Source organism: Paraglaciecola sp. QJM3NY_14 (assembly GCF_056173245.1).
In genome coordinates this window covers 4,675,734-4,698,566 of record NZ_CM149664.1, presented here as the reverse complement: position 1 = coordinate 4,698,566, position 22,833 = coordinate 4,675,734, and the positions used below count along the sequence as shown (strand labels likewise).

At 44.4% G+C, this 22,833-nt stretch carries 25 protein-coding genes; 15 read left to right on the top strand and 10 right to left on the bottom strand.

Translation table 11 applies throughout. The features are described 5' to 3' along the window. Positions 1 to 34 precede the first annotated feature (34 nt). On the top strand, positions 35 to 937 hold the full coding sequence (locus AC0VYA_RS20015) for a virulence factor BrkB family protein (protein ID WP_475489436.1): 903 nt from the start codon (positions 35 to 37) through the stop codon (positions 935 to 937). Positions 938 to 950: 13 nt separating this feature from the next. On the opposite strand, the gene AC0VYA_RS20010 is transcribed toward AC0VYA_RS20015, so the two are convergent. After that, positions 951 to 1,589 (bottom strand): DUF2959 family protein, encoded by a 639-nt coding sequence (locus tag AC0VYA_RS20010; protein ID WP_033185494.1) that lies wholly within the window; start codon positions 1,587 to 1,589, stop codon positions 951 to 953. Between the two features lie 20 nt (positions 1,590 to 1,609). Further along, positions 1,610 to 1,837 carry a hypothetical protein gene (locus AC0VYA_RS20005; RefSeq protein ID WP_006992940.1) on the bottom strand — a complete coding sequence of 76 codons (228 nt, stop codon included), beginning with the start codon at positions 1,835 to 1,837 and terminating at the stop codon, positions 1,610 to 1,612. 94 nt (positions 1,838 to 1,931) lie between these two features. Between AC0VYA_RS20005 and pip the strand changes: the two genes are divergently transcribed. The 3 genes from pip (at position 1,932) to AC0VYA_RS19990 (ending at position 4,356) form a co-directional block, all read left to right on the top strand. Beyond that, positions 1,932 to 2,900, top strand: a complete 969-nt coding sequence (gene pip, locus AC0VYA_RS20000) for a prolyl aminopeptidase (protein WP_475489435.1) — start codon at positions 1,932 to 1,934, stop codon at positions 2,898 to 2,900. Beyond that, positions 2,897 to 3,334 carry a D-aminoacyl-tRNA deacylase gene (gene dtd / locus AC0VYA_RS19995; protein WP_475489434.1) on the top strand — a complete coding sequence of 146 codons (438 nt, stop codon included), beginning with the start codon at positions 2,897 to 2,899 and terminating at the stop codon, positions 3,332 to 3,334. The genes pip and dtd overlap by 4 nt, the downstream gene beginning before the upstream one ends. 95 nt (positions 3,335 to 3,429) lie before the next feature. Continuing rightward, complete coding sequence (locus AC0VYA_RS19990; RefSeq protein ID WP_475489433.1) at positions 3,430 to 4,356, top strand: bifunctional GNAT family N-acetyltransferase/hotdog fold thioesterase; 927 nt, start codon at positions 3,430 to 3,432, stop codon at positions 4,354 to 4,356. 83 nt (positions 4,357 to 4,439) lie between these two features. On the opposite strand, the gene rpoH is transcribed toward AC0VYA_RS19990, so the two are convergent. Then, entirely contained in the window at positions 4,440 to 5,291 is an 852-nt protein-coding gene (rpoH, locus tag AC0VYA_RS19985) for an RNA polymerase sigma factor RpoH (RefSeq protein ID WP_041714636.1), read from the bottom strand. A 531-nt stretch (positions 5,292 to 5,822) separates the two neighbouring features. Between rpoH and AC0VYA_RS19980 the strand changes: the two genes are divergently transcribed. Further along, positions 5,823 to 7,064 (top strand): EAL domain-containing protein, encoded by a 1,242-nt coding sequence (locus AC0VYA_RS19980; RefSeq protein ID WP_473476578.1) that lies wholly within the window; start codon positions 5,823 to 5,825, stop codon positions 7,062 to 7,064. Positions 7,065 to 7,134: 70 nt separating this feature from the next. On the opposite strand, the gene ftsX is transcribed toward AC0VYA_RS19980, so the two are convergent. From ftsX to ftsY, 3 genes are all read right to left on the bottom strand, one after another. After that, positions 7,135 to 8,115, bottom strand: coding sequence for a permease-like cell division protein FtsX (gene ftsX, locus AC0VYA_RS19975; RefSeq protein WP_011576651.1), 981 nt, complete (start codon positions 8,113 to 8,115; stop codon positions 7,135 to 7,137). A 70-nt stretch (positions 8,116 to 8,185) separates the two neighbouring features. Further along, positions 8,186 to 8,860, bottom strand: coding sequence for a cell division ATP-binding protein FtsE (gene ftsE, locus AC0VYA_RS19970; protein WP_475489432.1), 675 nt, complete (start codon positions 8,858 to 8,860; stop codon positions 8,186 to 8,188). A 71-nt stretch (positions 8,861 to 8,931) separates the two neighbouring features. Continuing rightward, entirely contained in the window at positions 8,932 to 10,389 is a 1,458-nt protein-coding gene (gene ftsY / locus AC0VYA_RS19965; RefSeq protein WP_475489431.1) for a signal recognition particle-docking protein FtsY, read from the bottom strand. 84 nt (positions 10,390 to 10,473) lie between these two features. Here ftsY and rsmD point away from each other — a divergent pair, with 84 nt between their 5' ends. After that, the gene (gene rsmD / locus AC0VYA_RS19960) at positions 10,474 to 11,058 is read left to right on the top strand and encodes a 16S rRNA (guanine(966)-N(2))-methyltransferase RsmD (protein ID WP_475489430.1); all 585 of its coding nucleotides are present in this window, start codon (positions 10,474 to 10,476) and stop codon (positions 11,056 to 11,058) included. A gap of 46 nt (positions 11,059 to 11,104) precedes the next feature. Here rsmD and AC0VYA_RS19955 read toward each other — a convergent pair whose 3' ends face one another. Together AC0VYA_RS19955 and AC0VYA_RS19950 are read right to left on the bottom strand one after the other, a co-directional pair. Continuing rightward, positions 11,105 to 11,695, bottom strand: coding sequence for a YjaG family protein (locus AC0VYA_RS19955; protein WP_475489429.1), 591 nt, complete (start codon positions 11,693 to 11,695; stop codon positions 11,105 to 11,107). Between the two features lie 22 nt (positions 11,696 to 11,717). Next, positions 11,718 to 12,308 carry a YhgN family NAAT transporter gene (locus tag AC0VYA_RS19950; protein WP_006992952.1) on the bottom strand — a complete coding sequence of 197 codons (591 nt, stop codon included), beginning with the start codon at positions 12,306 to 12,308 and terminating at the stop codon, positions 11,718 to 11,720. Positions 12,309 to 12,537: 229 nt separating this feature from the next. Between AC0VYA_RS19950 and AC0VYA_RS19945 the strand changes: the two genes are divergently transcribed. Then, positions 12,538 to 12,720: a hypothetical protein gene (locus AC0VYA_RS19945; protein ID WP_011576646.1), complete on the top strand. Its 183-nt coding sequence runs from the start codon at positions 12,538 to 12,540 to the stop codon at positions 12,718 to 12,720. Between the two features lie 99 nt (positions 12,721 to 12,819). Here AC0VYA_RS19945 and pepB read toward each other — a convergent pair whose 3' ends face one another. Beyond that, the gene (pepB, locus tag AC0VYA_RS19940) at positions 12,820 to 14,103 is read right to left on the bottom strand and encodes an aminopeptidase PepB (protein ID WP_475489428.1); all 1,284 of its coding nucleotides are present in this window, start codon (positions 14,101 to 14,103) and stop codon (positions 12,820 to 12,822) included. Positions 14,104 to 14,170: 67 nt separating this feature from the next. On the opposite strand from pepB, the gene sfsA reads away from it, so the two are divergent. From sfsA to panC, 7 genes are all read left to right on the top strand, one after another. Beyond that, positions 14,171 to 14,875 carry a DNA/RNA nuclease SfsA gene (gene sfsA, locus AC0VYA_RS19935; RefSeq protein ID WP_473476564.1) on the top strand — a complete coding sequence of 235 codons (705 nt, stop codon included), beginning with the start codon at positions 14,171 to 14,173 and terminating at the stop codon, positions 14,873 to 14,875. A 166-nt stretch (positions 14,876 to 15,041) separates the two neighbouring features. Then, a complete protein-coding gene (gene dksA / locus AC0VYA_RS19930) occupies positions 15,042 to 15,491 on the top strand; it encodes an RNA polymerase-binding protein DksA (RefSeq protein WP_011576643.1) in 450 nt (149 codons plus the stop codon). 64 nt (positions 15,492 to 15,555) lie between these two features. Beyond that, positions 15,556 to 16,473: a tRNA glutamyl-Q(34) synthetase GluQRS gene (gene gluQRS / locus AC0VYA_RS19925; protein ID WP_475489427.1), complete on the top strand. Its 918-nt coding sequence runs from the start codon at positions 15,556 to 15,558 to the stop codon at positions 16,471 to 16,473. Between the two features lie 150 nt (positions 16,474 to 16,623). Then, positions 16,624 to 17,928 carry a polynucleotide adenylyltransferase PcnB gene (gene pcnB / locus AC0VYA_RS19920; protein WP_475491102.1) on the top strand — a complete coding sequence of 435 codons (1,305 nt, stop codon included), beginning with the start codon at positions 16,624 to 16,626 and terminating at the stop codon, positions 17,926 to 17,928. Further along, complete coding sequence (gene folK / locus AC0VYA_RS19915; RefSeq protein WP_475489426.1) at positions 17,925 to 18,413, top strand: 2-amino-4-hydroxy-6-hydroxymethyldihydropteridine diphosphokinase; 489 nt, start codon at positions 17,925 to 17,927, stop codon at positions 18,411 to 18,413. Before pcnB ends, folK begins: the two co-directional genes overlap by 4 nt. A gap of 86 nt (positions 18,414 to 18,499) precedes the next feature. Further along, positions 18,500 to 19,297, top strand: a complete 798-nt coding sequence (panB, locus tag AC0VYA_RS19910) for a 3-methyl-2-oxobutanoate hydroxymethyltransferase (protein ID WP_011576639.1) — start codon at positions 18,500 to 18,502, stop codon at positions 19,295 to 19,297. Positions 19,298 to 19,304: 7 nt separating this feature from the next. Further along, positions 19,305 to 20,156 (top strand): pantoate--beta-alanine ligase, encoded by an 852-nt coding sequence (gene panC / locus AC0VYA_RS19905; protein WP_473476557.1) that lies wholly within the window; start codon positions 19,305 to 19,307, stop codon positions 20,154 to 20,156. A gap of 81 nt (positions 20,157 to 20,237) precedes the next feature. On the opposite strand, the gene panP is transcribed toward panC, so the two are convergent. Next, a complete protein-coding gene (gene panP / locus AC0VYA_RS19900) occupies positions 20,238 to 21,848 on the bottom strand; it encodes a pyridoxal-dependent aspartate 1-decarboxylase PanP (RefSeq protein ID WP_475489425.1) in 1,611 nt (536 codons plus the stop codon). Between the two features lie 232 nt (positions 21,849 to 22,080). On the opposite strand from panP, the gene AC0VYA_RS19895 reads away from it, so the two are divergent. Continuing rightward, the gene (locus AC0VYA_RS19895; RefSeq protein ID WP_232283264.1) at positions 22,081 to 22,794 is read left to right on the top strand and encodes an EAL domain-containing protein; all 714 of its coding nucleotides are present in this window, start codon (positions 22,081 to 22,083) and stop codon (positions 22,792 to 22,794) included. Positions 22,795 to 22,833 lie beyond the last annotated feature (39 nt).

Below are 22,833 nucleotides of genomic sequence, written 5' to 3'. Positions count from 1 at the left end.
GGATTGAATTCTCAGCCTGGAATAAAGGAAAAGTATGGAGTCCAAGGTTATTTGGTCGGATGTATTAAGGAGCTGGTTACCTAAAGCGAATATTTTTGTTCGTATGTTTGTAAACCATTGCCAACGAGATGGGATCACGGTGTCAGCAGGGCATTTAGCCTATGTATCCTTATTATCTCTAGTGCCATTTATCATGGTGTTCTTCACCATATTGTCGGCCTTTCCTGCTTTTTCTGAGGTGCGAGGAGATATCGAAGCCCTGATCTTCGGTAATTTTATTCCGACTTCTGGGGACCAAATTCAAGGCTACGTCGCTGAGTTCGTGGGTAACGCATCAAAAATGGGTGCGATCGGGATTTTATCTTTGGTGGTGGTAGCCTTATTGCTCATCTCGAATATAGATAAAACCTTGAACCGCATTTGGCAGGCGAAAAGCGAGCGGCCGATCATTTTTACGTTTGCGATTTATTGGATGATCCTCACGCTAGGCCCCTTGTTAATTGGCCTAAGCGTCATCATGAGTTCTTATTTGGTTGCTTTTGCTAATTCGGCTGAAGCCTACACCATGGGCGCAACCACCGCCATGCTCAAAATTGTGCCTTTTATCGCGTCCGTCTGCGCTTTCTTTATTCTGTATATGATTGTCCCTAATAAGCGGATTAATCCTCGCCATGCCCTCGTTGGTGCGTTCATGGGGGCGCTACTGTTTGAGTTATCAAAGAAAGGATTCTCGTTTTACATAACGCACTTTCCGTCTTATCAAATGATTTACGGCGCTATGGCCGTTATTCCTATTTTATTCGTTTGGGTTTACTTGTCGTGGATAGTGGTGTTGCTTGGGGCGGAACTAACCCATGTGATTGAAGTGTTTTTTCACGAAGAATCTAAAGAGAATTTTACGCAGGTCGATGAGGATGCCCCCCAATCGCCTGCGTAGGATTTAATGCTAATTAATCTCGCATACTGGAGATAAACGCATTTGATTCTTTGATGGCGTTATTCATTTCAGCAATAAGCTGATTGATGTCATTTTTAACGCCGTTAAACTCACTTTGTAAGGCGCCGATTGCAGTCGCATTCAAGTTATGTTTTAGATACAGCACGTTGTCTTGTAGTGCAGATAAAACAGGATCCATTTTTGCCTCTGCTTTGCGCATGCTTTTAACCAGGCTGGCATAGCGGCGCTGGGTATCTTTAAGCTTGCTCGCACTTTCACGGCGTAAACCGTCATTAGTATACTTATCTAATTCAGTTTCCCACTCGTCAAATAACGCATCAGCTACGCTCTCTACTTTATTAATGCGCTTAGTCACTTCTGCTGCCGCTTGGTTACTTTCTTCGTACTGGTCTTTTAACTCTTCGTATACGTCTTGCAGTTCACCACCGTCGTAATTCATTAAATGGGTAAATTGTTCTAGTGCATCGCTAAATTGTTGTTGGGCGTCTTCCTGCGATTCTTTTGCATCTTCAACGCGGTCAACCATGATATCGCGCTTTTCAACGCCGACTTTTTCCCATGCTGCATAATAGGCGCTTTGGCAACCTGTTAGCAGGGTGAATAAAAAGACTGTTGGTATTATTTTCTTCATCGAAACCTCTTTAGTGTTAATTAACCACGGTATTTAGCGGCATCAATAATCGACCATACTTGGAAGATGAAGCCGAACACTGCCATAAAAAACAGAATACCTGTGGCTGCTAGGGCGTAATTAGTCCATACCAGAACAAAAAATATGATTGCTGCTAGTATCCGTCCTTGAACTAATTGCCCCAATCCTGGAAAAAACAAGTTACATATTGCTGCAATTACATTTCCACCTGAACCTTGTCCTGCCATTTGTTGCCCCTAAGTTATTAATTCATTATTGTTGATACACTTTAACAAACTACTGTAATCGGTTGGAAGAAATAATGTCAAAGTGGCTGCCTATATGAGTAAACTCTATCCTGCAATTAAACCGTTTTTCAGCGAAATGCTAGCGGTTAGCGACGATCATTCGTTATATCTGGAACAAAGTGGTAACCCAAAAGGAATACCTGTGCTGTTTCTACACGGGGGGCCAGGGGCAGGACTGTTTGCTAATTATCGTCGCTTCTTCGATCCCGATAAGTACTGGATTATTGGCTTTGACCAAAGGGGAAGCGGGCAATCCACTCCATTCGGTAGCATAAAGAACAATACTACCCAATATTTACTAAGTGATATTACCCAGATCAGAAAGCACCTGGGTGTCCAGCAGTGGATCTTATTTGGTGGTTCTTGGGGGGCAACGTTGGCACTACTTGCTGCCATTGAGCATCCTGAAACGGTGAAAGGGCTGATCTTAAGAGGCAGTTTCCTGGCGCGAGAAGAAGATTTCGATTGGTACCTAGATAAAAAAGGCGGAGCTGCGCAGCTGTTCCCAGACTACTATCAAGATTTCATCCTCCCTGTGGCAGATAAGTCCCTTACGACGTCGTTAGTTGACGCGTACTATGAACTGTTTACTGGTAGCGATGAAGTGCACAAAATGGCAGCCATTAAAGCATGGTGTTTGTGGGAAGCCAGGATCAGTAAGTTGCACTGTAAATTACATGAAGATGAGTTGGTCCCGGATGTACACAGGGGCATTAGTTTGGCTATTTTAGAGTGCCATTACATAAAGCATCTTTGTTTTATTGAGCCAAATTACATATTAAAAAATATACACAAAATCAGTCATATACCGGCAACTCTCATTCATGGTCGCTATGACTGTGTGTGCAAAATACAAGGTGCCTATTTACTTAACGAAGCTTGGTCTGCAAGTCAGCTTACCATAGTGCCCGAGTCTGGCCACAGCGCCAATGAACCCAAAATTACTGCCGCTCTTTGTTTGGCTTCGACCGCTATGGCTGATTTTATTAAGGAGCAGGAATGATTGGTTTGATTCAACGAGTCAGCGAAGCCAGTGTCTGTGTTGGCAATGAGGTCATTGGAGAGATTAATCAAGGGATTTTGCTGCTGCTTGGAGTGGAAAAAGATGACAACGAGGAAAAGGCCAAAAAACTGTTTCAGCGCGTGTTGAATTACCGCATTTTTAGCGATCCAGACAGTAAAATGAACCTGAATCTTCAGCAAGTCGGCGGCGGATTACTTGTGGTCTCTCAGTTCACTTTGGTGGCGCAGACAAACAAAGGAAATCGGCCTGGGTTTTCTCAAGGTGCATCGCCAGAATTGGGCGAGTCTTTGTATAATTACTTTGTTGAACTAGGGAGAAGCAGTGAAATACTCTGCGAGTCAGGTAAATTCGGTGCAGATATGCAAGTTAGATTAATAAATGATGGCCCCGTGACGTTTTCCTTAAACGTCTGATTTGCTACCAAGCAGTGAATAATATCTAATGGTGGACTGGCTGATATAATTTGGCCCCAGGTTATCGATATCTCCATAAGGATAAATGCATAATAATGTATAAGATTGAAACCCCAGAAACAGATGCGGAGTTTGCAGCATATTTTGAATTTCGCTGGTTAATGCTGCGAAAGCCTTGGAATTATCCTCAAGGCTCTGAAAAAGACGAATACGAGCAAGTCAGTGAACATCGCATGATCCGTAATAATAAAGGTGAAGTGATCGCCATTGGGCGGATACATATGAACAGCGCTGAGGAAGCTCAGGTCCGCCATATAGCTGTCGCCAACGATGCACAGGGGCGTGGCTTAGCCAAAATGATCATGTCTTCACTTGAAGCGGTAGCGCGACAAGAAGGCGCAGTTCGCATCGTCACTAATAGCCGAGAGCTTTCTACTCCGTTTTTCGAGAGTTGTGGCTTTGAAGTGGAAAAAGAAGCCTCGACTGAGTTAGGGAAGTTAAAACGCCAACAAATGGTCAAGCGTCTGTTGGCCCACAACACGATTTTGTTGCACCCAAAATGGTGTAAAGAGTTACAAGATACATGGCACGATACTATCCCTATTAGCGAGCAGATGGGGATCAAGCTGTACCAGTATTCTGGTAAAACATTAGAGAATCGAGCTTCGCTAAATAAAAATATCAATTTGCACGGGACTATGTTCGCCGGCAGTATTTTTTCCTTAGCCACTTTGACAGGTTGGGGCATGATTTTTTTGCAATTAAAGGAGAAGAATCTTGCAGGAGAGATAGTGTTAGGAGATGGTAATATTCACTATCACAAACCCATCACTATGCAGCCAAGAGCCTTATGTCACATCGAAAGTCTGAGCGGCAAGTTCGAGCCATTAGCGAAAGACAAGAAATGCCAAATTAAATTACAAGTCGATATTCTTGATGGGGACACTGCCGTTGCCGAGTTTAAGGGAGTTTATTGGATTTTACCCCCTGAGACTGAAGAACAAGACGCCGAAAGCGCGTAGTTTGCAATAGATAAGCAGTGATTGTTTTTTAGGCAATAAAAAAGCGCGTTTATAACGCGCTTTTTTGTGTCTGAATTACTGAGTTATGCCATAGCGCTCTGTAATTTTTTCATGGCGTTCTTTTCGATTTGACGAACACGCTCGGCAGATACTTGGTATTTATCTGCTAAATCTTGTAGCGTTGTTTTGTCGTCACTTAACCAGCGCGTCTGAATGATATGCTGGCTACGCTCATCAAGGGTTTTAATCGCTGAATATAGCTTCTGTGAAGCCGTTGCGTCCCAATCTGCGTTAACAACGTCAGTTTCAACATCTGCGCTTTTGTCTTCTAAAAACTGTACCGGCGCGAAGCTTCCGCTTTCATCATCATCTGCAGATAAATCAAAAGCTTGATCATGGCTGCTCATACGAGCTTCCATTTGTAATACTTCTTTTTCGCTTACACCCAGGTCACTTGCCACCTTCTGCACTTCTGCATGAGTAAACCAACCTAAACGCTTTTTATTTTTACGTAGATTAAAGAAAAGCTTACGTTGTGCCTTTGTGGTGGCAACTTTCACTATGCGCCAGTTACGCAACACAAATTCATGAATTTCAGCTTTAATCCAATGTACAGCGAACGACACCAATCTGACCCCTACAGTAGGGTCAAAGCGTCTAACCGCTTTCATCAAACCGATGTTACCTTCTTGAATCAAATCGGCTTGAGGAAGTCCGTAACCAGAATAAGATTTTGCAATATGCACGACGAAACGTAGGTGTGACATGATTAGCTTTCTTGCCGCTAATAAGTCGTCTTCCTGTTGTAAACGTTCTGCTAGACCACGTTCTTCTTCGGCTGTGAGCATATTAATGCTGCTAACAGCTTGCACGTAAGTTTCGATGCTACCGGTCTGTGGAACGGTTAATGTTAGTGCACGCATATCTGTTGTCATAATCACCTCGTGTAACATTGTGTCCTTGGAACCATGCAATGACTTTGCCAACCAAGAACCGCATTGAGTTTTACATTTGCTGTAATAGACCACTCAAACGCGAAAAAATTTCATGTAGCGGCTGATCTATCAGTAAGATATTATACAAATATAAGCTCTAGTTGATCGAGATCAATTGAAAAGTTATTAAAGCGCTACTTTTGGGGGTTGCTCGAATATCATGAACAACGAATGATGCCACCATAATAACAGTTACCATTGTACGCAAGCACTATCTTTGCAATATTAATATTCTATTACATATGCTGGAAGTTCTTCACGTATCACGAGCAAAATTGATCTTATTTTTTTTATGGATGTAAAAACAACGATTTGTCTTATTTACAAGGTTTAATTTTGTCTGTTAGTCTGACTTTGTTCAACAAAAAAGACGAAAGTACATCTACGTACTAAAAATTTATTTGCAGCGCTTCCCGTGCGTTGCGTCTTTAAGCTTAATGACCTTACTCAAACGATTTCATAGGGATGTAAATGTTCGCCTTTATTGCTCGCCAGCCTATCTTAGATCGCCAACGTGATGTGTTTGCCTACGAGTTACTCTTTCGTGACGGTAAGAACAACTGCTATCCAGATACGGCAAGAGACGAACGTACCGAAAAGCTGATTGCTAAGCATTATCTTACCCTCGGATTAGACGAGATCTCTTGCAATAAAAAATCATTTATTAACTTTCAAAAAGAAACCTTAATCAATGGTTTACCCTCTGTTCTAGATCCCTCCAACGTCGTTGTTGAATTATCCGATGCTGTATTGCCACACGACACCTTGCTAGAAGTCTGCCAGCAAGTGAAGAGCTCAGGTTTTACTATCGCTTTGGACGATCATAACTTGGATCCCAAATGGAATGATTTTCTGCCATTTGTTGACATCGTTAAAGTGAATGTGATGCAAAGCGATTACGATGGTGTGGCGAAGAGTATGCCCAGGTTATTAGATGCCAATGTAAAGTTGGTGGCTGAACAGATTGATAGCCAGCAAGATTTCGAAATATATCGAGATATGGGGTTTGATTACTTCCAAGGTTACTTTTTCGCTAAGCCCGAGGCGATTAAGCAACAAAATTTACCCACCTCTAAGTTAACGTTAGTGGAACTTATGGGTGTCAGCTCTAGCGAAACCTTTGACATCGAGCGTGTGAATTCTGTTATTGAGCATGATGTTGGCTTGTCTTATATGTTGTTGCGCTTTGTCAACAACCCTATGGTGAATAAGCGCTACAGGATCACGTCATTGCGCCACGCAATAACTTATATGGGTGAAGTCGAGCTTAAGAAGTTCGTGGCCCTGTTAGCGTTGGCCAATCTAAATGATGATAAGCCGATTGAGTTGCTGCACTTGTCGCTTGTAAGGGCGAAATTTTGCGACTTAGTTGCCCGAGAAGCCAAAAAAGGGGATAACCCACCAGTGGGCTTTTTGGTTGGCTTGTTCTCTTTGCTTGATGCAATACTAGACCAAGATATGGGCACACTGCTGAATCAGTTACCCATTGATGATGAAGTGAAATTTGCTCTAAGCGGTGGCCAGAACGACTTGTCTATTTATTTAGTTCTGGCGAGGGCGTTTGAAAGTGCGAATTGGTTGAAAGTGATACGTATCGCTGGGTTATTGAAAATTGACCAGAAACGTCTGCACAGTATGTTCAATGAAGCCATTATGTGGGGGAACGGTCTACGTCAGTCTGTTTCACCACACTTTCCAGAATCAAGAGCTTAAACGCTGGCCGATAGAAGGTATTCGTACTAAACGCAGTGGGTGAGACCTCTCTAGTACGCCTAAGACAGCTTCACTTTGGCTCGATAGCACTCACATGTCGTTTTACTGAAATCATCGAGCCAACTAGCCCTAGCAGCACAGAAGTTGACAGCATAATAAGCAAGGTGCTGAAGTCGACACCGGTAATATTGAATTGCTTTTGATAGAGGGCGCTCACTGCCTCAACGCTGGCGCTCATCCACCACAATAAGCCAACTACCGTAAACCACGCTAATAGGCCGCCTAATAAACCATACCAGAAGCCAGTGTACATAAAGGGGCGTTGAATAAAGGCATCGGTTGCACCCACTAATTTCATCACTAGTATTTCATCTTTTTTGCTTAGAATGTTGAGCCTGATGGTATTACCAATAATCAAAATAACTGCCAAAAATAGCAGTAGCGCAATGATCGTCACTAACTCTTTGGCTACTGTTAAGAGTGCATCTAAGCGCTGTAACCACTCTAGATCCAGTTTTCCTATGTCGACTTCGCGCTCTTTGCGCAGCTTATCAAGCAACAGACGCGCCGCTACAGGGCCAGCATGTTTCTCGCTAGGCGCCACAAGCACAACTGGTGGTAATGGGTTTTTATCTAAATACGCGATAGCATCGCCGAATCCTGACAACGCTTTAAACTCATTTAGCGCGTCATCCGCAGGGATGTAAGTCACCTTACTCACTTCAGGCCAAGAATTTATACGGGTCAGAAGTTGGTCTATGTGTTGTTTTGATGTTTCAGCTTTTAGAAATAAGGATATTTCAGAGGCTTGATCCCACCCCGAACTCACCTGTTCAATATTTTTCACTAGGATATATAAGGTGCTAGGCAGTGTGATGCTCAACCCCAACACGCCTATGGTCATCAGTGAAGCCGCGCCAGAGCGCCACAATTCCCCCAAACTGCCTAATGCTTGGCGAACATGACTGAGAAAAAACATTTGAATGCGTTGAATGATAGAAACCTGACTTAGCTGGGCGCCCTGGGCTCGCCCTTTAAATAATAAACTCATTCTTCAAACTCACTTATGCATGTGTCGCTAGCCATTACAGAACCAGACTGTTGTTGTTTCTGCGTTTTTGTTAAAAATCTTGGGATAGACCATCGGTGATCATTTGCCCATTTTTGAGGGTCAGAGTTCGATATTTCATGCGCGCGATCAAACCCAAGTCGTGGGTTGCGATAAACACGGATACGCCCGCCTGGTTAAAGTCTTCAAACAATCGAATAATTTCCATGGACAACTTCGGATCCAAATTACCCGTGGGCTCATCAGCCAACAATAGTGGCGGCTTATTCACAACTGCGCGAGCAATGCCTACGCGCTGTTGCTCACCGCCTGATAGCATAATGGGAAGATTTTTTGCTTTGTCTCTAAGGCCAACCATTTCAAGCGCTGCATGCACTCGTTTGGTGGTTTCTTTGTGTGAATAACCCTCAATAATGAGTGGCAGTGCGACGTTGTCGAATACACTTTTGTCCATCAATAGTTGATGGCTTTGAAAAATCATGCCTATGTCACGACGAATATAGGCAATTTGGCGACGACTAATATTATTTAAGTCATGCCCATTAATTAATACCTGACCCACAGTGGGGCGTTCCATCAAACTGATTAATTTCAGCAAAGTACTTTTACCGGCACCTGAATGACCCGTTAAGAACGCCATTTCTCCGGGCTCTACATGAAAGTCTACCTTGCGCAGCGCTTGTTGCCCGCCAGGGTAGGTTTTACTTACTTGCTGAAATTTGATCATTGAATCACTCTTCGCTTAATCAGGCTGTTAGCGGCATCGTTTGTTATTGCAAACTCTGCTTAAGTCTCGTTTTAGGTCGTGCTTTCAGCGCTATTTTCAACGCCGTTTTCAGCGAAGAGTGCCTCAACAAATTCGTCACTGGCAAACGGACGTAAATCGTCGATGCCTTCACCTACACCGATATAACGAATAGGGATTTTAAATTGATCCGCTAAAGCAAAAATCACCCCACCTTTTGCGGTGCCATCTAGCTTGGTTAATGTGATTCCAGTTAGTCCAACCGCTTGGTTGAATAACTTGGTTTGGCTGACGGCATTCTGGCCTGTGGCCGCATCGAGTGTCAGCATAACTTCATGGGGCGCATTTGGGTTTATTTTGCGCATCACCCGTACCACTTTTTTCAGCTCTTCCATCAAGTGATCTTTATTTTGTAATCGCCCCGCGGTATCGGCGATTAGCACATCCACATTACGCGCTTTGGCAGATTCTAATGCATCGTAAATAACAGATGCGCTGTCTGAACCGGTTTTCTGCGCTATCACAGGAATGTTATTACGCTCACCCCATACTTGCAGTTGTTCAACTGCTGCGGCTCTGAATGTATCACCGGCAGCCAACATGACTTTTTTACCTTGAGATTGGAACTGTTTCGCCATTTTACCGATGGTGGTTGTTTTACCTACGCCGTTTACTCCCACCATTAAGATAACAAACGGGCCATCTTCGCTTTTCGGTTCAAGGGGCTGGCTAACTTCTTGTAATATGTTGCTCATTTGCTGTTTCAGCAATTGATACAACGCCTCACCATCTTTTAGCTGATTGCGTTTAGCGCCGTCTGTTAGCCTAGAGATAATTTTGCTGGTGGTATCGATTCCTACATCGGCGACCAACAATTGAGTTTCTAATTCTTCGAATAAATCATCATCGATGGCTTTACCGCGAAACAGGCTAATAAAGCCGCTGCCGAGGTTTTCTTTCGTACGTGAGAGACTTTGTCTTAACTTGGCGAACAGCCCCATTTTGACAGGTTTTTCAGGTTCTTCTTCAGGCTTCGCCTTTGACTCTGGCACCAGCTCAGGCTGGGATGCTAGCTCATGTTCAACAACAGGTTGAAGCTCTGCCTCAGACATTTCTGTCGTGGCCTCAAATACTTCAGACGGTTCAGTTGATGCAGCAACTGACACAGGCTCCACGTTGCTGGTGATAGCGTCTTCACTGGCATCAATAACCGAGGCTGGGGTTTCAACTTGAATAATGTTTTGGTCGTGCTCAGTATTAGCACGCTCTTCCAAGGTACGCTCAACTTCCACTGCAGGTTGCCCGTGAGAAGGGCTTTCCACTTCGGAGGCAGCGAGCTCATCAATTTTTTGCAGTTTTGCGTGCTCATCCGCTTGCTCAAGAAGGCGCTCATCGCTGTTATCGTCGATTTGTGATTGTGCCTCTTGGGCTTCTTCTGGTGTGCTCTTTGGGGGATTTTGTGGCTCTGACTTAGGCTTGTCTTTTTTGAGCCAACCGAAAAACTTGGACATATTAGATAGAAATCCTTGGAAAATCGTTGAATTAATTGAGTACACTTACGTATCTTTGCAGCAATGATAACATTCCTACTATAAATGAAGCGAGACGTAAAAAAGACTCAAGCCACCAATGGTGCAATTCGTATTATCAGCGGGCAATGGCGCGGGCGAAAATTGCCTGTCATGGATGTTCAAGGGCTGCGCCCCACAACAGACAGAAACAAAGAAACATTATTCAACTGGCTAATGGCGCATACCCAAGACAGTCATTGCTTAGATGCATTTGCAGGCAGCGGTGGCCTAGGTTTCGAAGCGCTTTCTCGGTATGCCAAGCGTGTGACGTTTATTGAGTTAGACAAAAAAGTCGCTAGAAGTTTGCAGCAAAATCTCGACACGCTCAAAGCATCTAAAGAAAGTGCACAGGTGCTCTGCGGCGATTCCCTAGGTTACCTGAATCAGCTAAACGACAAATTTGATTTGATTTTTTTAGACCCGCCTTTTAACAAAAGCTTAATTCCTAAAGCGATCGATGGTATCGAGCAGAACAGTTTGTTGGCCAAAGAGGGCTTGGTTTATATCGAATGCGAAACGCAAAATGCTCAGTACAAAGTGCCGCCTAGTTGGCGCTTATTGAAAGAAAATCAGACTAGCCAAGTTACCGCGAGACTGTATCAAGGCTAGTGCTTCAGATAATTTCGTTGGGGCATTTACAATCTTAAAGAACCTACTATGGGGTAATATCAATGCCGATATTACTCATGCCCTCACCAATGGAGATGTCTTTAAGGGCTTTACAGGTATCGCCATTTTTTGGGCTGTTGGCCAAAAACGTGAGTAATTCTTGTTGGATTTCAATTTCCCATTGCATCAGTGGGTGTTGCTTTATCTCTTCGACACTTATTTCTGTTTCAGAAGTTGCTTCGACAAAAGCTTCTACCGTGCCTTGAGCAAGTTTGCTGACCACAACGGCGCCTTGCAGGTCTTCTTCCATCAATAGCAGAATAAGCGCTGACATTGACATAGCGGTATCAATGGCAGGATATACCCCAATACTGTCGTAATCGTTTGGGTCAGGCACGCTTGCTTCAACTTTTTCAAGTTGTGCGGCAAAATTGATTTTGGTTTTGGGGTGAGCGAGCCATTCCCAAATCACGTTCAAACTGTTGCGGTATGGACTTGGGTCGGCAAATTCAGTGGCTTCGCAAAAAAGCTGGTAGTTGGGTAGCATGCGTTCTAGTAATGCTGCTGAGAAAGCAACAGATTGCCACGTTTCTAAATCTCTAACTTGTTGGAAAATAGTTAGTTTATTGTCTTTCATTTTTACCTCTTTGATTCGCCGATTACACCAGCGAATAGAATTTTCCGATGCCATCTAGCAGCATTTGAATTGAAATCATAATTAAGATCATGCCCATCAAACGCTCAATAGCGATAAGTCCGCGCTCGCCCAATACGCGATGGAATACACTCGAAAACATCAATATCACCGCACTGACGGACCAAGCAGCTAAAAGTGCTAAAGACCAATCCAGCATGCGGCTGTGATCTTGATTGGCCAACAAAATTAAGGCTGCGAGAATGGACGGTCCAGCGACCATAGGAATGGCTAAAGGGACAATAAAAGGCTCTTCACCTGCAGGCAGTCCTGTTACCCCACCTGGTTGAGGGAATATCATTTTCAAGGCAATCAAAAATAAAATAATACCACCAGCGATGCTCACCGTTTCTTGTTTGACGCTTAGAAAATCTAATACAGCCTGACCGCTGAATAAAAATCCCAACATGATCAACAGCGAAAAAATCAATTCGCGGATCAAAACGATACGGCGTCGCTTGGGCTCAATCGTTTTTAGCACAGACATGAACACAGGAAGGTTACCAAGTGGGTCCATAATCAAAAATAATGTAATGGCCGCAGACCAAGTATCCATAATGCTACTCTATTGGTAGGTAATTTCACAAAGGGGTGATAGCGCAAGTGTATAACAACTATGCTGCTCAGCCCATCTGATTGAAAGATTTATCTATTTTTATTATTTTAAGTTGCCAAAGATCAACAGCTCAAGGGTAAATTCTTTGCTATGGTTGACTAACAGAACTTTGCTAACGAGAAGTACCCATGCCAGTATTTGGCGTTTTAATTGAAAGAAGGATCAAAAAATGAGTGTGATGACAGTGGATGAAGTAGCGAATTTTTTGGGCGTCGAAGTGATACGTGTTGAGCGGCTAGAGCGTGAAAGTTTGTTGATTGCCGTTGATAAAGACGAACAGGGAAAACCGCTGTTTAATTCTGCCGACGTAGAGAAATACAAAGTGTTGGCTGAGCGCTTAGGTGGGCTGTGAACGTCTTGATATCTAAAGTGCTATTTCAGTAACCTTAGGTACGACCAGCGTACCTAAGTCTGTTTTGCATCTGCTAATAAAGTCTAAAAATAAGGGCGATTATTCAGACAATAGTGCTTTGGCTATGGTTCTAATACCCAAGCCAGACGCGCCAGCGGGTGTGTAAGCATCAGCGCTGTCATTAAATGCGGCGGCTAAATCCATATGTAACCAACCTTGTCCCTTATTACCCACAAACCGAGACAAAAATCCCGCCGCGTTTGATGCGCCGCCCGCGCCACCCCCTTTTTGTGCACGGCTATTGGCAGTATCTGCATAATTTGATGGACACTTTTCTTGATGCCATAGCTCAAGAGGCAAAGGCCAAGCGGGTTCATTTTCCTCACTGGCGTAACCTAGCACGCGTTGCATCAAGTTTTTATCCAAGGCAAATAGCGCATTGTAATCACGACCTAACGCAGCACTTGCAGCACCGGTTAAGGTTGCAGCATCAATAATCAAGGGGGCCTGAGTTTCACTGGCTGCCATCAGACCGTCAGCTAGCACTAATCGACCTTCTGCATCGGTATTGACGATTTCTACTGTCGTGCCATTTTTATAGGTGATGATGTCGCCTAATTTATAAGCGTGACCGCTTATAAGGTTCTCAGCACAGCACAAATATAGTTTCACTCGTTTGTTTAGACCTTGCATAATCGCTAAGCCTAAGCCGCCTGTTACCATAGCCGCCCCGCCCATATCACATTTCATTTGCAGCATACCTTCACTGCTTTTAATGCTATAACCGCCGCTGTCAAAGGTGATGCCTTTGCCAACCAACGCAGCACTAACAGGCGCAAGAGGATCGTCAGTAGGGTTGAAATCTACTTCAAGCATGACCGGCGGGCGCTGGCTACCTCGGCCAACATTGTACAAACCATGCCATTGTTGCTCGACAAGTTCTTCGCCCACCCATTGTTTTGCAGTGACGTGACTTGGACTTAGGCTGGTTAGCCACTCAACACTGGTGCTCGCTAGCTTTTCAGGGGAGAGGTCTTCAGGGGTGGCATTTGTTTGATTACGGGTAAAAACCAAGGCTTGGTAGCGCTGCGTTAGCGTGTCGCTATTCTCGTCATCAACCCATTGAATATGGTGTTGTTTTTTGGTGTTCGTGAAACTGTAAGCAAACGCCCATTGCTGTTCGATATGCCACTTACCGCATAAAGTCACGAAATCTAAATTTAAACCGTCTAAAATGCGCGCTGCCCGGCGAATGGTTCGGTTTTGAGGATCATCTGATAATAAATGGATTGTAGCGCTTTCATTGTCGAACGAGAGTACAGCGTTTTTACCCCAGTGGGCAGGTGCTGGCGCGTTAGACAGTTGGATAGAAAGTCGAGACATAAAACACTCCTAAGAAAAGTAAGCCGATATCATAACAACTTTGTAACGATAAACAGTATGGTGATGAATGCAATTTTATAACAGTTTGATTGAAGGGATATTGGTTAAACGTTACAAACGATTTTTAACCGACGTTACGTTGTTAAACGGTGAAGAGGTCGTTGCGCACTGTCCTAACACCGGAGCAATGACCGGATGTGCTGAACCCGGGATGCAGGTTTGGCTCTCCCCAAGTAATAACCCTAAGCGCAAACTGGGCTATACTTGGGAGTTAGGAGTAACGCATCAAGGCCATTGGATTGGCATCAATACCAATAACGCAAACAAAATAGTTGCAGAGGCATTGGCAACACACGCTATTCAAGAGTTGCAGGGATATGAAACCGTTCGTCCTGAAGTGCGTTTTGGGCATGAAAACAGCAGAATTGATTTTCTTCTAAGTAGTAGCGATAAGAAAGATTGCTATGTTGAAGTCAAATCGGTGACCTTATTGGAAGAGGGGCAGGGGTACTTTCCGGACGCGAAAACGGTACGCGGTCAAAAGCATTTGCGTGAGCTTGCCGCTATGGTCGAACAGGGGTATCGCGCTGTTTTACTCTTTTGTGTGCAGCACAGTGGCATTCAAAGCGTTAAAATTGCAGAACATATTGATCCAAAATATGCGCAAATGTTTAAGCATGCTGTTGACGTTGGGGTAGAAGTGTTAGCTTACTCGTGTGCGATTAACGAACAAAATATTACGCTAAATCAACGACTACCCATGATTGTATGAAAATATAAGTTGCTTTTTTCGCCGACATCGCCATATTGCCCGTCGGAATTTGGTTTTTAGCATGAATAGCAGGTCAGTGCGTGGAATTGCCAGCGGTATTTCTTTCTGTTATACATACCCGCTTGCACAAAACCGTCCTGTGCTCGTAGTTAAGGAGAATTGGCTGATGCCAACAGGAAATACGAATAAAACACTCGGATTATTAGCCCTAGCTGGTCTTACTCCCTATCAGGAGAAAGCAGGCGAGGAATACATGAATGAAAAACAAATGGAGCATTTCCGTTTGTTGCTAAAAGCATGGCGCGACCAATTACGCCAAGAAGTAGATCGTACCGTGCATCATATGCAAGACGAAGCGGCTAACTTCCCTGACCCAGTCGATCGGGCAGCACAGGAAGAAGAGTTCAGTATTGAACTTAGAACCCGTGACCGTGAGCGCAAATTGATCAAAAAAATCGAGAAAACCCTTAAGCGTATCGAAGAAGACGATTTTGGCTTCTGTGATACCTGTGGTATCGAAATTGGTGTTAGGCGTTTAGAAGCCCGTCCTACCGCTGATATGTGTATCGATTGTAAGACCCTAGCTGAAATTAAAGAAAAGCAGCTACAAGGTTAATACTGATAAATAAAGAAAAGCTGCTCAATGCAGCTTTTTTTATGTTTACACATTACTTAGGTTAATGAATTTACCTTTCGTTGCACAGCGCCTTAACCAAGATACCTCTTATGTAGGTCGATTTGCGCCATCCCCCTCTGGACCATTGCATTTAGGTTCCCTCGTGGCCGCTTTAGGCAGTTATATACGTGCGCGGCAAATGGACGGGAAATGGTTACTACGCATAGAAGATATTGATCCCCCACGAGCGCTTGTTGGTGCAGATGATCTCATAAAAGAGTCACTCGTTCGTCACGGGCTGTTATGGGACGACGAAGTGACTTATCAACATGACAGCCACGAGCGATATGAGCAAGCACTCAATTGGCTGCAGGCAAATGGTCATAGTTATTGTTGCCAATGTAATAGAAAGCAACGACTCGCCAACCCTAAAGGGCAATCTTGCCCCTGCGCGCAATTAGCCTTGGCAAAAAATGAATGTGCCACTGTCCTGAGGAATACCTTGGGGGGGCAGCATATTCAAGATTTAGCATTAGGGGCGGTTTCGTTTGCAAAAGGTGCCTGTGATGATTTTATTTTGCGCCGTAAAGATGGGTTATATGCCTATCAACTAGCTGTGGTCGTGGATGATATATACGCTGGCGTGACCGAAGTAGTGCGAGGTGCTGATATTCTGCCCTCTACCGCATATCAGCTAGCTTTATATCAATTGTTTGACCAACTAGCCCCCGCATACCTGCATTTACCACTTGTGATGGGAGATAACGGTCAAAAACTGAGTAAGCAAAACCATGCCCCAGGGTTGAATGATGCTGTTGCTAACAGCAATTTATGCAGGGCTCTGGAGGTCTTAGGTTTGCCGGTTCCTAGGGCGCTGAATAATGCCACGGTGAACGATATTTTAGAATTCGCACTGAACAACTGGCACATAGCACTTATCGCAAACGATGCGAGTGCGTTTGACAATAGAATTGACGCGTAAGACAGGTTATGATCCCACGCGTTAAAAAACCTGTTTTGGGTAATCCTTTATATTGGAGCTGAACTTATTATTTCTCGCGTAATCAACAAGGTTAAAGAGGCGTTTAAAAGTACGCCGAGCACAGCTAAAACCACTCTTGTTGCCAACATTATTCCCCGTGCTGAACATCCGGTATCCCGCAGTGACATTAGCGATAACGCGCTAAAGGTGCTGTACCGTCTGCATAATAACGGTTATCAAGCTTTTTTAGTTGGCGGCTGTGTGCGCGATATTCTATTGGGTAAAAAACCCAAAGATTTTGACGTCACTACAGACGCGACCCCTGAACAGGTCAAAGAATTGTTCAGAAACTGCCGCCTAATTGGCCGTCGGTTTCGTTTAGCGCACGTGGTGTTTGGTCGAGAAGTTATCGAAGTTGCCACTTTTCGTGGTCATCACCCTGTTGAAGACGAAAATGCCAAAGAGCAGAATTTGAGCAAGCAAAGCGATCATGGCCAGTTACTTCGTGACAACGTGTTTGGCAGCATAGAAGAAGACGCAGAGCGTCGTGACTTCACCGTTAATGCGATGTATTACAACATCGCTGATTACAGTATTCATGATTTTGCCAACGGCATGGAAGCAGTTAAAAAGCGTCAAATCACTATGATTGGCGACCCTGCTACTCGTTACCGTGAAGATCCGGTGCGTATGTTACGTGCGGTGCGTTTTGCTGTGAAATTGGGTATGAAAATAAGCCCTGAAACCGCCAAGCCGATGTACGAACTCGCTCCATTAATGGCGAATATTCCTCCAGCGCGTTTGTTTGAAGAAGTACTAAAGCTACTGTTATCGGGCCAAGGACTAGAAACCTACAAGTTACTCAACGAATTCGGTTTATTTGAACAGTTGTTCCCTCAGCTCACCCCTTTACTAAAATCGCAAAATAGTCGTGAACTTGCGTTTATTGAGCAAGTGCTGATGAATACGGATAACCGTATTAACTCGGATATGAAAGTGACCCCAGCGTTCATTTTTGCAGCCTTGTTATGGTATCCATTAGAAGAGCGTTGTCAGCAACATATGGTGGAAGGTGGCCTAAACCACTTTGACGCGTTTAATTTAGCCTTGAGCGATGTTCTGCACCGTCAAATTCAACGCATTATGATCCCCAAACGTTTTACCATCACAGTGCGCGAAATTTGGCAGTTGCAACAACGTCTTCCAAAGCGATACGGACGCAGAGCGTTTCAAATGCTTGAACACCCTAAATTTAGGGCTGCCTATGATTTCTTGCTTATTCGTGGGCAGATCGAAGGCGGTGAGCTACTCTCGTTAGCTCAGTGGTGGACAGATTTTCAAAACGTTAACCCTGAGCAGCGCCAAGGGATGTTAAAAACGCTACGCGAGAAAGAAGGCGGCGGTGCACCTAAGCGCAGAAGCCGCTACAGAGGCAAGAAGAAAGCCGCCCAATGAGCCAAGTTTATGTTGGGCTAGGGAGCAATTTGGCCCAGCCTCAACAACAAATAAGCCAAGCATTACGGGCAATTGAGTTATTGCCTGCTTCACATATATCGGCCACCTCGAGCTTGTATATCAGTCGCCCTATGGGACCACAAGACCAACCTAGCTATGTTAATGCGGTGGTTGAAGTGCAAACAAAAATGCAAGCTGTCGAATTTCTCCATTGCTTACAAAAAATTGAGCTTGAGCATGGTCGTGTGCGTAAAGCAGAGCGTTGGGGGCCGCGTACTTTAGATTTAGATATTCTTATTTTTGGTACTCAAATTATTGATTCAGTTGAACTTACTGTGCCACATTACGGTATGAAAGAGCGAGAGTTCGTTTTGTATCCTTTGCATGAAATTGCCCCCGAATTACAACTACCAAACGGCCCTAAATTGACCGAATTGCTCATTAACTGCCCCCTCAATGGGTTGGAAAAATTACCCTATAAGTGAGTGTGATAGAAATCCGCTAAAAAATCCGTATAGTGCCTGATTTACTCAAGCTCTATTTAGTGTTCATCGTACTGGAGTGATTCAAAATGAAAAAAGTCACAACTTCCACGTTGTTGAAAATGAAGCAACAAAGCGAAAAAATTAGTGCGCTTACCGCATATGATGCGAGCTTCTCAAAATTGTTTGATGAGCAAGGGATAGACGTACTGCTGATTGGTGACTCGTTGGGCATGGTTTTGCAAGGCTGTGACGATACATTAGGCGTCAGCATTGATGATGTGGCCTATCACACTCGGGCTGTGCGTAAAGGCGTTGAGCGCGCATTTGTTATCGCAGATATGCCGTTTATGTCTTATTCCACCCCAGAGCAAACCTACTTGAACGCGGCAAAGCTAATGGCTGCTGGTGCAAGTATGGTCAAACTTGAAGGCGGTCGCTGGTTACTTGAGAGCATTCAAGGTTTAAATGAGCGTGGTGTCCCTGTTTGCGGTCATTTAGGCTTAACACCTCAGTCAGTACACGTTTTCGGGGGCTTTAAGGTACAAGGCCGCGATGATCTGCAAGCAGAGCAAATGCTCGAACAGGCCAAAGAAATGGCTGCGGCGGGTATACAGTTGTTGGTACTTGAGTGCGTACCGACAGAACTGGCAGGTGCGATATCTCAGGCAGTTGATATTCCGGTTATAGGAATTGGCGCGGGTCCAGAAACCGACGGACAAATTTTAGTGATGCACGACATGTTTGGTATCAGCGCCAATTACATGCCGAAATTTTCAAAAAACTACCTTCAAGAGACTGGCGATATGCGCACAGCGGTGAGTCAGTATATAGAAGAAGTGAAAGATGGTTCTTTCCCGTCTGAAGCCCATAGTTTCAGTAAGTGAGTCAAGTATGCGAGTGATCAGTAATATTGCTAGCTTGCGCGATGTGCGCCGCAGCTGGCAGGCAGATTCCAAAGTGATAGCTTTTGTTCCCACCATGGGCAACTTACATCAAGGTCACCTTAATTTGGTTAAAGAAGCTAAATTAAAGGCTGATATTGTGGTGGTATCGATCTTTGTTAACCCATTACAATTCGGACCAGATGAAGATTTAGAAGCGTACCCGCGCACATTAGAGAACGATCGTAATGTGCTTAGCGAGATGGGGGTAGATGTACTCTTTACTCCGCAAGTGAAGGATATTTACTCTCGTGGCTTGGAGCAGCAAACGTTCGTAGAAGTGCCGGGTATTTCCTATATGATTTGCGGTGCGAGTCGTCCTGGGCATTTCCGCGGTGTGGCAACGATAGTGTGTAAGCTGTTCAATATGGTTCAGCCGAATATGGCGTTCTTTGGTGAAAAAGACTTTCAGCAACTACAAGTCATTAAAGCCATGGTCACCGACCTGTCGATGAACCTAACCGTGCATGGTGTAAAGACTACTCGCGAAACTGATGGTTTGGCCATGAGCTCGCGTAACCAGTATTTAAATGCTGAGCAGCGTGCGCTTGCCCCCACTTTGTATACGCGCTTACAAGAGATGCAGCAAAAGATTGAATCGGGTCGTCGTGATTTTTCACGTATTACCAGTGAGTGCTGTGAGCAGCTTGCCGAAGCGGGCTTTAGTATCGATTACATTGAAATTCGTTCAGCCGATACGCTTTTACAGCCTGGGCATGAAGAAACTAACGTCGTTATCTTGGCAGCCGCTTTTTTAGGCCGTACCCGCTTAATCGACAATTTGCAGGTTTCGTTGGCCTAACAGCCATTACTGTCACCTTCATTAGCAAAAAGGCCGTTAGTGTGAACTAACGGCCTTTTTAGTGGGGTCCGACAAAGCCAACTAGATTACCTTTTCGGTTAACTCAGCCCAGTTTTGGCTTTTGCTGGCAATCGCGATTTGCTCATCCAGGATGTTTTGTAAATCATTTTCAGTGGTTAACGGATTTGCTAATACCACACGAAACACTGTCATGGTTTGATCGCCGTAAGTTTGAGTCTGTAAGCGGGTACGCGACACAAAAGACTTACCCGCCTCACGTTGCTGCTTTTGTACATATACGGTGAGTTTATCGAGTTTTTCATTAAATTTTACGTTTAACGAAGAGTCGGCTTTGACCCGTTGCTGCACCTCTTGGGGATTCACTCGATAAGTAAGTAACGACAAAGTAGGGTGCGTAATCAACTCGAAATCCGGGTGAGACTGGATCATTCGAGCGAAAACTTTCGCTTTCTCGATACTTTGATCAATCAACAATTCGTAACCTTGGCGACCAAATATATGCAATGACGCATATACCATCATGGCCATACCGTTACGCGAGCCTTCCAATGTCGTGGCACCCAAGTCTTTTGAACCAGCTCGTAGTATGTAGTTTGCATGGTGGCGTACCGCATTGCTGTCGTTAGGATCTTTAAACAACACCATACCCGCGCCCATAGGCACATACATTTGCTTGTGCGCATCTATGGTAACTGAATCTGCGCGTTCAATACCCTTAAGGATCTTTCTATGGGTGCTTGAGAATAACGTAGCACCGCCCCAGGCCGCGTCCACATGAAAGTGGCAACCTAACTCTTGGGCAACGTCAGCCAGTTCATCTAGTGGATCTACATGGCCTGTTTCTGTGGTGCCGGCAACGCCAACTATGCTAAGAATTTTATTGCCTTGTTCTGCGTATTCTTTACCGAAGGCCAGTGCCTTTTCAGGTGACAAACGCTGTGTAGGGCAGTCTAGCGTGATGAGCTGTTCACGGCCTAACCCGAGTATGTCTACAGATTTTGACAGAGAGTAATGACCGCGGCGAGATGACAAAATTGCCATTTTCTTATAGCCATAATGAGCTAAACCTGCCGCTAAGCCTTCACGGGCAACCCCTTTAAATACACCATCGGCGGCTAAGGCTTTGTTGCGTGCAACCCACAAGGCGGTTACGTTCGCTATCGTGCCGCCAGAGCAAAATGCCCCAAGTGCGTGATTAGCGTTATGTAGATAGGTGTTATAAAAGTCACTTTTCTGGGCATACACCAGTTCATGCATCATGCCCAATACTTGACGCTCCAAAGGCGTAAAGGCTTTAGAGGTTTCGATTTTGACCAAATTTTGATTTAAGCCAACTAATAATTTAGCTAACGATAAATGAAAATAAGGTAAGGCAGAGGTCATGTGCCCGATAAACGTTGGCGAATAGGTGTTAACAGAATTAGCGACTAACTTCTCGAGTAAATTAGCGGCGTGCTCCGAGACAAACTCTGGGTGTTCAGGCACATTAAATTCAGCGAAACTTTGTTCAATTTGCTCAAGTGACGTGACCTTGGTCACCACGTGTTGAGACAAAAAATCAGCCAAGTTATCTGACAGATGCTGCTCAATTTGAGCCAATTTAGAATCTTTACCTTCGGGCATGGTAAACACTCTAAACAAATGCTCTAAACTGACTTCAGCTACGGCCACTCTTGACACCTCATATGAAAACTTTCAGGTCGCGAACTTTACATTAATTTTTCACCTAGACCAACATAAACACCGCGTTTATAAGAAGGGAAAGTCGCTTTTTAAGGACTCTTTTTACGTAACAGAATATGTGGCAAACAGAAATAAGTAAAAATGTGTATAAAAGTTGCTCAATCCACCCTAGCCTTAGGGCGCTAACTTGCTATAGTATAAAGAAAAAATGCTGTCTATTATGAAAGTATCTCAAGTCACAGAAAGCTTTAACCTCGACAATGTCGTGCCCTTCTTCCAACCGATTATGGATTTATCCACTAATCAGGTTTGGCGCTACGAATGCTTAGCCCGTTTAATTACCTTAGGTGAGCACCCGTTTATTCCTACCGAGTTCCTGTACTTGGTTGACCGTCAGGAGAGTCGCTCTCAATTGACCGAAACGATTTTTAATCGCAGTGCGCAATATTTTCGTGAGCGTGACATCCCGTGGAATATCAATATTAGCCTAGCCGATATGCAAGACGAGGGCATTCACCGGTTTTTAAGCAATCAAGCTCAGAGCTACCCCAATCCTCAGCGGGTGGCATTAGAAGTGACAGCGCAAAACGTGTTGGCAGACACAGATACCTTTGAAACATTTTCCTTTTTATGCAAAAAGCTGGGCTTGAGCTTGTTTGTTGATAACCTAGAGCCAGATGTAGGTCAGGTAGAGCATTTACTCGCTTTACCGATCAGTGGGGTGAAAATTTCAGGCCCAGTGTTGGCAGACCTAGCCAAAAATGAAAAAGCACAAACCGTGATCAAGGCACTGTGCGAACAGGGGCGACGTAAAAATATTGATTTAGTCGCTCAACACCTTGAAAGTGAAGAACAATTAAACCTGCTTAAACATCTTAATGTGCGTTACGCCCAAGGCTTTTATTTCAGCCAACCGAAGGCGCAAGCACACTAAAGAGCGTTAGATAAATTGCAATGACAACTGTGCATCAAA

Excerpts from the sequence above, each read along its gene's own strand:
- ftsE (WP_475489432.1), bottom strand. The coding sequence starts at position 8,860 with ATGATCAAATTTCAGCAAGTAAGTAAAACCTACCCTGGCGGGCAACAA.
- ftsY (WP_475489431.1), bottom strand. The coding sequence starts at position 10,389 with ATGTCCAAGTTTTTCGGTTGGCTCAAAAAAGACAAGCCTAAGTCAGAG.
- pepB (WP_475489428.1), bottom strand. The coding sequence starts at position 14,103 with ATGTCTCGACTTTCTATCCAACTGTCTAACGCGCCAGCACCTGCCCAC.
- rpoH (WP_041714636.1), bottom strand. The coding sequence starts at position 5,291 with ATGACAACAGATATGCGTGCACTAACATTAACCGTTCCACAGACCGGT.
- dksA (WP_011576643.1), top strand. The coding sequence starts at position 15,042 with ATGCCAACAGGAAATACGAATAAAACACTCGGATTATTAGCCCTAGCT.
- panC (WP_473476557.1), top strand. The coding sequence starts at position 19,305 with ATGCGAGTGATCAGTAATATTGCTAGCTTGCGCGATGTGCGCCGCAGC.
- pip (WP_475489435.1), top strand. The coding sequence starts at position 1,932 with ATGAGTAAACTCTATCCTGCAATTAAACCGTTTTTCAGCGAAATGCTA.
- AC0VYA_RS19950 (WP_006992952.1), bottom strand. The coding sequence starts at position 12,308 with ATGGATACTTGGTCTGCGGCCATTACATTATTTTTGATTATGGACCCA.
- AC0VYA_RS20005 (WP_006992940.1), bottom strand. The coding sequence starts at position 1,837 with ATGGCAGGACAAGGTTCAGGTGGAAATGTAATTGCAGCAATATGTAAC.
- AC0VYA_RS19955 (WP_475489429.1), bottom strand. The coding sequence starts at position 11,695 with ATGAAAGACAATAAACTAACTATTTTCCAACAAGTTAGAGATTTAGAA.
- folK (WP_475489426.1), top strand. The coding sequence starts at position 17,925 with ATGAGCCAAGTTTATGTTGGGCTAGGGAGCAATTTGGCCCAGCCTCAA.
- panB (WP_011576639.1), top strand. The coding sequence starts at position 18,500 with ATGAAAAAAGTCACAACTTCCACGTTGTTGAAAATGAAGCAACAAAGC.
- AC0VYA_RS20010 (WP_033185494.1), bottom strand. The coding sequence starts at position 1,589 with ATGAAGAAAATAATACCAACAGTCTTTTTATTCACCCTGCTAACAGGT.
- dtd (WP_475489434.1), top strand. The coding sequence starts at position 2,897 with ATGATTGGTTTGATTCAACGAGTCAGCGAAGCCAGTGTCTGTGTTGGC.
- sfsA (WP_473476564.1), top strand. The coding sequence starts at position 14,171 with ATGCAATTTTATAACAGTTTGATTGAAGGGATATTGGTTAAACGTTAC.
- AC0VYA_RS19980 (WP_473476578.1), top strand. The coding sequence starts at position 5,823 with ATGTTCGCCTTTATTGCTCGCCAGCCTATCTTAGATCGCCAACGTGAT.
- gluQRS (WP_475489427.1), top strand. The coding sequence starts at position 15,556 with ATGAATTTACCTTTCGTTGCACAGCGCCTTAACCAAGATACCTCTTAT.
- AC0VYA_RS19990 (WP_475489433.1), top strand. The coding sequence starts at position 3,430 with ATGTATAAGATTGAAACCCCAGAAACAGATGCGGAGTTTGCAGCATAT.
- AC0VYA_RS20015 (WP_475489436.1), top strand. The coding sequence starts at position 35 with ATGGAGTCCAAGGTTATTTGGTCGGATGTATTAAGGAGCTGGTTACCT.
- ftsX (WP_011576651.1), bottom strand. The coding sequence starts at position 8,115 with ATGAGTTTATTATTTAAAGGGCGAGCCCAGGGCGCCCAGCTAAGTCAG.
- AC0VYA_RS19895 (WP_232283264.1), top strand. The coding sequence starts at position 22,081 with ATGAAAGTATCTCAAGTCACAGAAAGCTTTAACCTCGACAATGTCGTG.
- rsmD (WP_475489430.1), top strand. The coding sequence starts at position 10,474 with ATGAAGCGAGACGTAAAAAAGACTCAAGCCACCAATGGTGCAATTCGT.
- AC0VYA_RS19945 (WP_011576646.1), top strand. The coding sequence starts at position 12,538 with ATGAGTGTGATGACAGTGGATGAAGTAGCGAATTTTTTGGGCGTCGAA.